Origin of the sequence: Clostridium sp., from assembly GCF_051654825.1 — a bacterium.
In the GTDB taxonomy this organism is placed as follows: Bacteria; Bacillota; Clostridia; order Clostridiales; family Clostridiaceae; genus Clostridium.
Genome location: NZ_JBOFYU010000235.1, coordinates 1 through 9,579, shown reverse-complemented (window position 1 = coordinate 9,579; position 9,579 = coordinate 1). Strand labels below are relative to the sequence as shown.

At 28.9% G+C, this 9,579-nt stretch carries 7 protein-coding genes and 1 riboswitch; all 7 genes read left to right on the top strand.

Annotation, left to right across the window (positions count from 1 at the left end; genetic code table 11):
• Nucleotides 1–324: 324 nt before the first annotated feature.
• Nucleotides 325–807, top strand: a complete 483-nt coding sequence (locus tag ACRDBA_RS14305; protein WP_438573605.1) for a hypothetical protein — start codon at nucleotides 325–327, stop codon at nucleotides 805–807.
• A 187-nt stretch (nucleotides 808–994) separates the two neighbouring features.
• Nucleotides 995–1,192 (top strand): hypothetical protein, encoded by a 198-nt coding sequence (locus ACRDBA_RS14300; protein ID WP_438573604.1) that lies wholly within the window; start codon nucleotides 995–997, stop codon nucleotides 1,190–1,192.
• A gap of 302 nt (nucleotides 1,193–1,494) precedes the next feature.
• Nucleotides 1,495–1,579: riboswitch (cyclic di-GMP riboswitch) on the top strand.
• A gap of 160 nt (nucleotides 1,580–1,739) precedes the next feature.
• Nucleotides 1,740–6,854 (top strand): putative mucin/carbohydrate-binding domain-containing protein, encoded by a 5,115-nt coding sequence (locus ACRDBA_RS14295; RefSeq protein WP_438573603.1) that lies wholly within the window; start codon nucleotides 1,740–1,742, stop codon nucleotides 6,852–6,854.
• A gap of 129 nt (nucleotides 6,855–6,983) precedes the next feature.
• Nucleotides 6,984–7,373 carry a hypothetical protein gene (locus ACRDBA_RS14290; RefSeq protein ID WP_438573602.1) on the top strand — a complete coding sequence of 130 codons (390 nt, stop codon included), beginning with the start codon at nucleotides 6,984–6,986 and terminating at the stop codon, nucleotides 7,371–7,373.
• 242 nt (nucleotides 7,374–7,615) lie between these two features.
• Nucleotides 7,616–8,098 carry a PTS system mannose/fructose/N-acetylgalactosamine-transporter subunit IIB gene (locus ACRDBA_RS14285; protein ID WP_438573601.1) on the top strand — a complete coding sequence of 161 codons (483 nt, stop codon included), beginning with the start codon at nucleotides 7,616–7,618 and terminating at the stop codon, nucleotides 8,096–8,098.
• 29 nt (nucleotides 8,099–8,127) lie between these two features.
• Complete coding sequence (locus tag ACRDBA_RS14280) at nucleotides 8,128–8,919, top strand: PTS mannose/fructose/sorbose/N-acetylgalactosamine transporter subunit IIC (protein ID WP_438573600.1); 792 nt, start codon at nucleotides 8,128–8,130, stop codon at nucleotides 8,917–8,919.
• Nucleotides 8,919–9,579 (top strand): PTS system mannose/fructose/sorbose family transporter subunit IID (locus tag ACRDBA_RS14275; RefSeq protein ID WP_438573599.1); only part of this gene is annotated, 661 nt, incomplete at its 3' end. The genes ACRDBA_RS14280 and ACRDBA_RS14275, both read left to right, overlap by 1 nt.

The window sequence follows — 9,579 nt, the reverse complement described above, 5'->3', positions numbered from 1 at the left end:
GATTTATATAATGCCAGCATTACAGTACTCCAAGTTCAATGCTTTGCATTAGTAGCTGTTTTTATTACAGTTGAATTTATAATGAAAAGATCTTTAAGAAATAAAGAGAGTAGTGAATCTAATATTCACTCATAAAATTTAAGGACTTACTTTTAAAAAGGTAAGTCCTTTTTTTATCTCTATGTTGCTTTATAAAGTACTATTTTACAAATAACTATGAGTTCTCCTATGAATAATAATGATAAAAAGTAAATACTAGGATATATTCTGTAAATATGATATTATTTGTAATATATGTTAAATTAATTTATTTGGAGGATATAAATGAAGACTGTAAAAATATTATTAACGGCTATGTTACTTTTATCCTTTGTTGGATGTAGCAATAATTCAAAAACATCAGAAGCAGAATCACTTATCTATCCCCCTGTAGAAGGGTATGTTTACAATGAATCTTCTAAAAAATATATCAATACAAATAATGATATATGGTATGTAAGAGAAAATGATCAAAATGTAATCCCAGCAGAACAATATATTGATGCTGGAATTATTGAAAACACTGATGATTTTATTATAGAAAATAGGAGCACTGATGTGTGGGAGCTAACTGAAATAAAAGAAGTAATTGTAGAATCTGGCAATACCTTTCTTAGCTTATCAGATGAAGGTCTTAATACTCATTACAGAATGGACAAGGGATGGTATTATCAGCAAGTAAAAGAGCTGAATAATATAGATAACATAAATATTATTCAGTGGCGTGAGCCTTTTAAAATACCTATATACGTAGATTCAAAATTATAGCACTAGTTGTACTTAACAAAACAATTTGTTTCACTTTGAATATATTATTTTTAATAAAGGATAACATCATTTTATTAGTTAATGATGCTATCCTTTTTTGATGTTTTAAGATCTTATAATTTTTTTAAAAATTTATGGAACTATTTTACCATTATTTATATCTAATTGTTAGAATGTGGGAGAGAATTTGAATGTACTTAGTTTTTCAAAAATATTTACAAAAAGAGAATCCAAAATAGAATTAGCTAAAAAAAAAAGTGAGGAGGCTTTTATATCTTTAATAGATGAAAATATGACATCATTTTATAGGGTAGCCAAAGGTATTTTATCATCAGAGCAAGACATTCCAGTATGTTTAGAGATAGTATCGATGCTAATAAAATAAGTGAGTTCGAATCATTTATAAACAAAAAGTGTATAAATAAGAAATTTAAAAGTAAGATTTATTAGCACCATTGCATTTAAAATAGAACTACTTAAAAATTTTTTATTTGTAAATTATTGTTTATATATGGATTTTATAAGTAATTTAATATATAATTGCTGATTAATTGTATCATATTGGCAGTATTAAGAAGGTAAAGATTAATAAATTCTAAGTTGATACATGTAGATAAATTCTGTTAATAATTATCATCAAAGAAAAACTATTGCATATAATTTTAATATAATGTAGAATAAAATGGAAAAATAAATAGGCAAATCTAGGGAAATCTAGAGACGCAAAGCTATAGGGGCTAATGTTTAACAACTATGCCAGCCAGTTGCCAAAGAGTGTTTTACTTTTTGTTTAAAAGGATTTATTTCTTTTGTTTAGAAGAATTTTTTCTTTTATTTTGTATGCAAGCTACTCTTTTTGAGTAGCTTTTTTTATTACATGACAAAGGTTCATACTTTAGGCAAAACAAAATTTAAGAAAGAGGGTAGTAATAATGCCAAAAAAGTTAATAGCTAAAATCTTATTGATAGCTGTTATGAGTTCAAACTTTAGTACAGGGGTATTTGCAAGTGTGAACAATAATATTATCAATAAGGATAGCACAGAAAATTTAAAAATCTACAGAAAGACAAGCCTTTCACCAGGGGAAGAAGGGAAAAAGTTTAATATTCCCTTCCATAGTAATGAACCATTAGGAATTGAAATATTAGAGGAAACAGAAGTTGAAATACTAATTGAAGGTGAAGATTTATATGGAAGTGCAAACGTAAATCTCCATGATGTAGACAATCTAAGAGGAATTCAAAGAGTTAATGTAGGAGAAAAAACAACAGTAAAGATACCTAGAAAAGGACAATTATATTTAGATGTAGCTGGGGTTAAATTAAAATCTGATAATCCAAGTGATGACTTTTCATTTGATGTAAAGTTAAAACTAAATGGACAAGATTATGAGGTTAGTCCAATATTTGATATAAGGAAAAATAAAATATCAGATAAAGTAATTTTAGACCCAGAAGAATTTAAATCAAAGGCATTTAGTGATGATAATAAAGAAGATAGTGCCATACTAATCAGTGAAAATACAAGAGTTCACATTCCAGTATCTAAATATTTACCAGCACATTTTGATCCTCAAATATCAGCAGAGGCTCATGAAGCAGTTGTAACTAACTTTAATAAATGGTCAGGATTAGATGAAAATAATGATAATCCATTAAATAGACCAAGAGAAAATTTTGTACTTACAAGTGCAAGAAATGAGCAAGGTGGATTTATGTCTGCAGGCGGAACTATGCTAGACACACACACTAAAAATATTCATACATATTTAGGTAGACCAAAGTTAGATGCAATATGGGGAATGTATCATGAATATGGACATTTATATGAACAAGGTTGGGGATTTGGAGAGTATTGGAATAACATGTTTGCAAATGCTTTAAGACGTATAGATCTAGATAACCCAGAATGGGCTTGGATTTATGGGAATGAGAGCTCAGGATATGAAAGCAATTCTCTATTACCATCATATGAGAAATATTTAACTACAGGAGAAACAGGAAGCATTCATCCAATGTACTTCTTCTTAAGTTTTATAGATCATATGGATAGCGAGTTTATGGCAGAACTATCTACATACTGGAGAGAAAACCAATTAAGTTATTATGGATGGGATTATGTTGCTTATTTCATAGCTAAGGAATATAAATTAAATGTAATACCATACATAGAAGCTACAGGAGAATTAGGATATTCAGTTGTTAATAAAGATGCAATTGATGAAATAATCGCAAGTTCAGATAGATTGTTTATGTATATGCCAGAGGATGAAAGATTTGATGAAGTAAGAAATATATCAATACAACCAACAATAAAAAGTATATATTCAGGCAAAAATAGAGTTTTAAAGGGTATGAGTAATCCTAACGCAGACATTATAGTAACTGTTGAAGGAAATGAATACAAATCTAAGGCAAATGAAACTGGAAAATTTGAAGTTACTATAACTGAGGACGTAAGTATTGATTCTGATATTACTATAACTTCAAAAGAAGAAGGTAAAAAAGTAAGCTTTAACAAAAAAGTAACTGTTGAAGATAAAAACACATCAATTTCATTTAGAGGATTTAAAAGTGAAGAATTCTTATCATTGGATTTTGATAGAGAAAATAAAAAGTTTAAAGCGATTTCAAGTGGGAATATTGCAAATAAATTCTGCTCCGGAAACTATATAAAAATTGAGCAATACAATAAAAAAGGAACTCTCAAAAATAGATTTACAGTAAATGCAAATGGTACTGCAGATGAGGTTGCAGCGAAACTTAATGAAACTTCCTATACTGAAGGTGATTATATAAAACTATATCATCAAGAGCAGCAAGGAAGATTAATAATAAATGGAGAAGTGTTAAATGCACCATATTACCTTGATACTGGTGTAAGAAACATGAATTTAAATAATACTTACTTCTATATCTTAGATGGAAATTTAGTTTACTCAGAAAATATTTTAGATCTAGAAGAAAATAGAGATGACTTAAATGAATTAATTGAAAGCAGCTCCTATAATGAAGAGTTATATACTAAGACAACATTTGCAAATTATCAAAATGCATTAAATATAGCAAAGTCAATAGTTAATGATGAAACTGTTAGTGATGAAGAAATAGCTGCCACATATGGAATTTTAGAAAGCGCAATAAAGAATTTAAGAAAGAAAAACATAGTTGAATTTAAAGGCTACAACAATAATAAGTTTTTAACACTTAAATTTGATACAGACAATAAAAAAATATTAGCTGAAACAACTGGTGAACAGGTACATCCTTTCCACGGGAGTTATGTGTATGGGCAAGTTAAGCATTATGATAAAAAAGGGAACGAAAAGGGAGTATACTCAGTTAGAGCTAACGAAACAGGAGAGAAGATAGCCACTGAGTTAAACAACCTTCAATATTCAGAAGGGGATTATTTAAAGTTCTATCATAGAGAGCAAAATGGTAGATTAGTTGTTAATGGATACGTAACTAATACACCAGCTAATTTAGAAAACGGGGTAGGTAACTTAAACTTAGAGAATTCATTATTCTACTTAAATGGGGAAAGTTTTGAGTACTCAGATTCACAACTAGATTTATCAGCAAATAAAGATGATTTAATAGCAAAGGTAGCAGATGCTAAGAAGATAGATTCTACAAACTATACAGTATCATCTTTTGAGAATTTACAAAATGCTATAAGTAATGCTGAAGCTTTAATAAGTTCTACTAATGTTTTAGAAGAAGAAATAGTATTAGAAATAGAAAATTTAACTAGAGCAATTGAGGAATTAAGAGAAGTAAATAAAATAGACTTTATGGGATATAACAATGAAACATTCCTACAGCTAGAGTTTGATAATGTAAATAAAAAGTTTATTGCAAAATCTAATGGAAAAATGATTCACCCATATCAATATTCAAGAGAATATGCAAAAATAGAACACTTTAATAAAAAGGGTGAACTAAAAGGTTCATATAGTGCATTTGCAAATAAAACAGCAGATGAAATGGCAGAGGGATTAAATCAAGCTAATTTTGTAGATGGGGATTATATTAAAATATCTCATTTAGAGCAGAATGGAAGACTTAAAATTAATGGATACGTTGAGGATGCTCCACAAGATTTAAGCCAAGGGGCATTAGGGTTAGACTTAAATAAATCTTATTTCTATTTTGAAGGAGAAAGCTTAAGATATTCAAGTACTCAACTAGATTTATCAGCAGATAAAAGTGGATTAGTTTCAAAAATTGAAGAAGCTAAAAAAATAACTGGAGATAACTATACAAAAGAAAGCTACAAAAATCTTTTAACAGCAATAGCAAAAGGGGATGAATTAGTTAATACGCCAAACCTTTTTGAAGAAGAAATAGCTAAAGAAATTGAAAATATTCAAAATGCAATTGAAGCTTTAAGAGAATTAAATGAGATTATATTTAAAGGATATAACAACAATGAGTTCTTAAAGGTATCATTTGATTCAGAGACAAAGCAATTAAAGGCAGTATCAAATGGTCAAGCTGCTAACCCATATATGGGAGGGAAATATGCTGAAATAACTCATCATGACAAAAAGGGAAATGTAAAAGGAAGATATTCATTAAATGGTGGACAAACAGCAAATGAACTAGCTAACCAAATAAATAACTTAGAGTATGCAGATGGAGATTTTATAAAGCTTTATCATGCTGAAAAAAATCACAGGTTAGTTATAAAGGGGTATGTAGAAAATTCACCATATGATTTAAGTACTGGTGCAGTTAACTTAGATTTAAATAATTCATTATTCTATTTAAATGGTGAAAGCTTAGAATACTCAATTAAACAACTTGATTTATCAGCAAACAAGGAAGCTTTATTTACAAAGATTGAAGAAGCTAAGAAATTAGATGGAAGTAAATATACTAAAGTCTCTTTTGAAAATCTACAAGATGTAATAGCTAATGCTGAAGTCCTTGTAAATCAAAGTAATTTATATGAAGAAGAAATAGTGGAAGAAATATTAAAAATAACTAAAGCAATAGAAAACCTAAAGGAAGTAAATAAAATTAACTTCATGGGTTACAATAATGAAATTTTCTTAAGTGTAGAGTTTGATAACATTAACAAGAGATTTATAGCAACATCTAATGGTAAAATGGTTCATCCATACCAATACTCAAAAGAATATGCTAAAATAGTGCATTTTGACCAAAAAGGTAATGTTAAAGGTGAGTATAAAGCAATTGCTAATCAAACAGCAGATGAAATGGCAAATGGTTTAAATAATGCAACATTTATTGATGGTGATTACATTAAAATATCTCATTTAGAGCAAAATTCAAGGCTAAGAATAAATGGATACGTTAAAGATGCACCATATGACTTAAGTGAAGGTGGATATGGGTTAGATTTAGGGAATTCATATTTCTACTTTGATGGTGAAAGCTTAAGATTCTCAAATTCTCAATTAGATTTATCAGCTGATAAAAGTGAATTAATTTCAAAAGTTGCTGAAGTTAAGGCAATTGGAAGTGAAAATTACACTAAGGGATCTTATAGAATCCTTCAAGAGGCTATAAATAATGCTGAATTAATAATATCACAAACAAATATATATGAAGCTGAGATTTCTTCAGAAATAATAAAACTTAACGAAGCAGTTGAAAATCTTAAAGAAGTTAACGTTATAGAGTTCAAAGGATTTAATAATGAAGTATTTATGCGTTTAGAATTTGATAGTAATAATAAGAGATTTATTGCAACATCTAACGGAAATACAATTCATCCATATCATTATTCAAGAGAGTATGCTAGAGTTGAGCACTATGATAAAAATGGAGTTTTAAAAGGAAGCTTCAATGCTTATGCAAATGGTACCGCTGATGAAATGGCAAATGGATTAAATAATTCTTCATATGAAGAAGGAGATTATATTAAGTTCTATCACTTAGAGCAAGGAAATAGACTTGCTATTAAGGGTTATATAAATAACTTTAATGGAGATATAACAAATGGAGTTGGAAATCTAGATTTAAATAATAGTAAATTTAATTTAGATGATGAAAGCTTAACTTATATTAATTAAAAATATAAGATTATAATGTGCTAAAAAATTGCAATTATTAAAGATAATTCTATATGTGTACACTATATCAACAAAAATATACTAAATGTTAGTGACTAATCTAGTTTAATATTTTAGGCGGTATTTAAAATGACTAAAAATAAAATGATAACCCTAATTTGCATAATAGTTATATCTTTTTTAATTATAATGAAAATTATAGGTAGCCCAACTCTACATGAGGATACTTCTCCAAATAATAAAAACATAATTATATTTAAGGATAAAGGAAGCTTTTTATTTGGTGACTCTAATTTACTTATTATTGCAAAAAAGAAGAGAGAGATCTCTCCTTTAAAAACTCTAAAATATGAAACAAGTATTTCTAATGACGGTAAAAGTTTAAGCTCTAATAACTTATCTATTTCTTGGGTAGATGAGGATACTGCTATTGTTACACTTATTGGAGAAACTGACTTAAATGAAAAAATTAAATTTACATTTGATGCTGACATTTCATATGAAGTGCTCCAGCCATAAAATTAAGGAGGTGTTAATTCACCTCCTTTTATTTTTTAATTATATCTTTAAATTATTAACATGAGTAATTTTACTAATATTAAAAGTAATTAAAATTAGCATTCTATAAGTCTAAGTTTACTCAAAATAATAATACACATAAGCTATAAAACTTAATAAAATTATGCATATTTTAGTGCAAAACCCAATATACCTTAACAGTACAAATAAAATGTAACAGTAAAAAATAAGGGGGATATTTTATGGCAATAGTAAATTTCAGAGTGGATGGTAGGTTAATTCATGGACAAGTAGCTTTAGCCTGGTCAAGGAGTACTAACCCTAATCATATTATCGTTGCAAACGATATGGTAGCTGAAAGTCCACAACAACAAGCAATTTTGAGATTGGCTGCACCAAAACAAGTAAGGCTATCAATGCAACCAATAGACAAGGTAATTGCATACTTAAATAGGGGACTTGCAGAGAATGAAAATGTATTTTTATTAGTAAAGGATGTTGTTGATGCAAATAGACTTTATGAAGGTGGCTTAAAACATAAGGATTTAAACATAGGAAATATGACACATAAACCAAATGCTACAAAATTAAGTGATAAATTATTCGTAACTGATTTAGAATTAGAAGCTTTAAACAGTATGTTAGATAAAAATATCAATTGCTATTTTCAAATGTTACCAACAGATGCAAAGCAAGATATTAGACCTTTAGTAAAAAATAGATAATATATAAAAAATAGTAGGAGGAAAAGTTTATGGGATTATCAATTTTACAATGTCTATTGCTTTCAATATGGGCATTTATAAGTATATCTGAAATGCTATCCACATACCTTGGGTTATGGCATAGACCATTAATTGCAGGATTTGGAGCTGGACTTATTTTAGGAGATATTAGTACAGGATTATTTGTTGGTGCAACTTTAGAAATGATTTCTTTAGGAGTACATTCATATGGGGGCGCTGTTATCCCAGATTATACAACTGGAGCTATCCTTGGAGTTGTGTTTGGTTCATTAACTGGAAACCCAGAAACAGGTATAGCTATAGGTGTTCCAATAGCCTTACTTGGATCATACTTAGATGTTTTAGCTAGATTATCAACAGGAGTATGTGCACATAAAGCTGATAAACATGCAGCAAATGCAAACTTAAAAGGAATGTGGGGCTGGCATTTATTTGGTTTAGTACCCTGGGGACTATCAAGAGCATTACCAGTATTTATAGGTTCATATTTTGGAGCAGAAGTTGCTACAGCATTTATAGATAAAGTACCTGCTTGGTTAACTAATGGATTTTCAGCAGCAGGACATGCTATGCCAGCACTTGGTGTTGCAATACTACTAAGTTACTTACCAATAAAAAAACAATGGTATTTTGCAATACTTGGGTTTGTTTTAGTATGTTTCTTAAACTTACCAATGCTTGCAATAGGTATAGTTGGTCTTATAGTTGCAGTTATGTATTCTGAATTATACTTTAAAAATGAAGGTAACTCACCAACAGGTGGAGATAATGATTATGATCAGATAGGAGGAGAGTTTTAATGAGTGCAAAAATAACTAGAAAAGATTTATGGAAAGTATTTTTAAACCATTTAACATTACAAATTTCATGGTCATATGAAAGAATGCAAGCTCTAGGATTTGCTATTTCAATATCACCAATTCTAAAAAAAGTATATGCAGATGATAAAGAAGGCTATAAGCAAGCTTTAACTAGACATATGGAATTTATTAATACATGTCCAAACTATGGAGCTACTGTAATTTTAGGTATAGTTGCAGCTTTAGAAGAGCAACACTCAGATCCAGAACTTATAAGAGGTATTAAAACTGGAATGATGGGACCACTAGCAGGTATTGGAGATAGTATGATGTTTGCAATTTTAGGACCATTATTAATTTCTATACCAGCATCGATGGCATTAACTAAAGATTTTACTGGTGCTTTAATAGCTTTAGCATTAACACAAATTATCTTTATTTCATGGAATTTCTTTGTAAAATGGAAGCTTATAACTTTAGGTTATGATCAAGGTGTAAATTTAACAACTAATTCTGAAGGCATGATGCAAAAAGTTACTTTTGGAGCAGGTATATTAGGTCTTGTAGTAGTTGGAGGAATGATAGGTTCTATAATCAATGTAACAACCCCAATAGTTGCTACATTTGGAGATTATGTATTTAACATGCAAGAAACCTTAG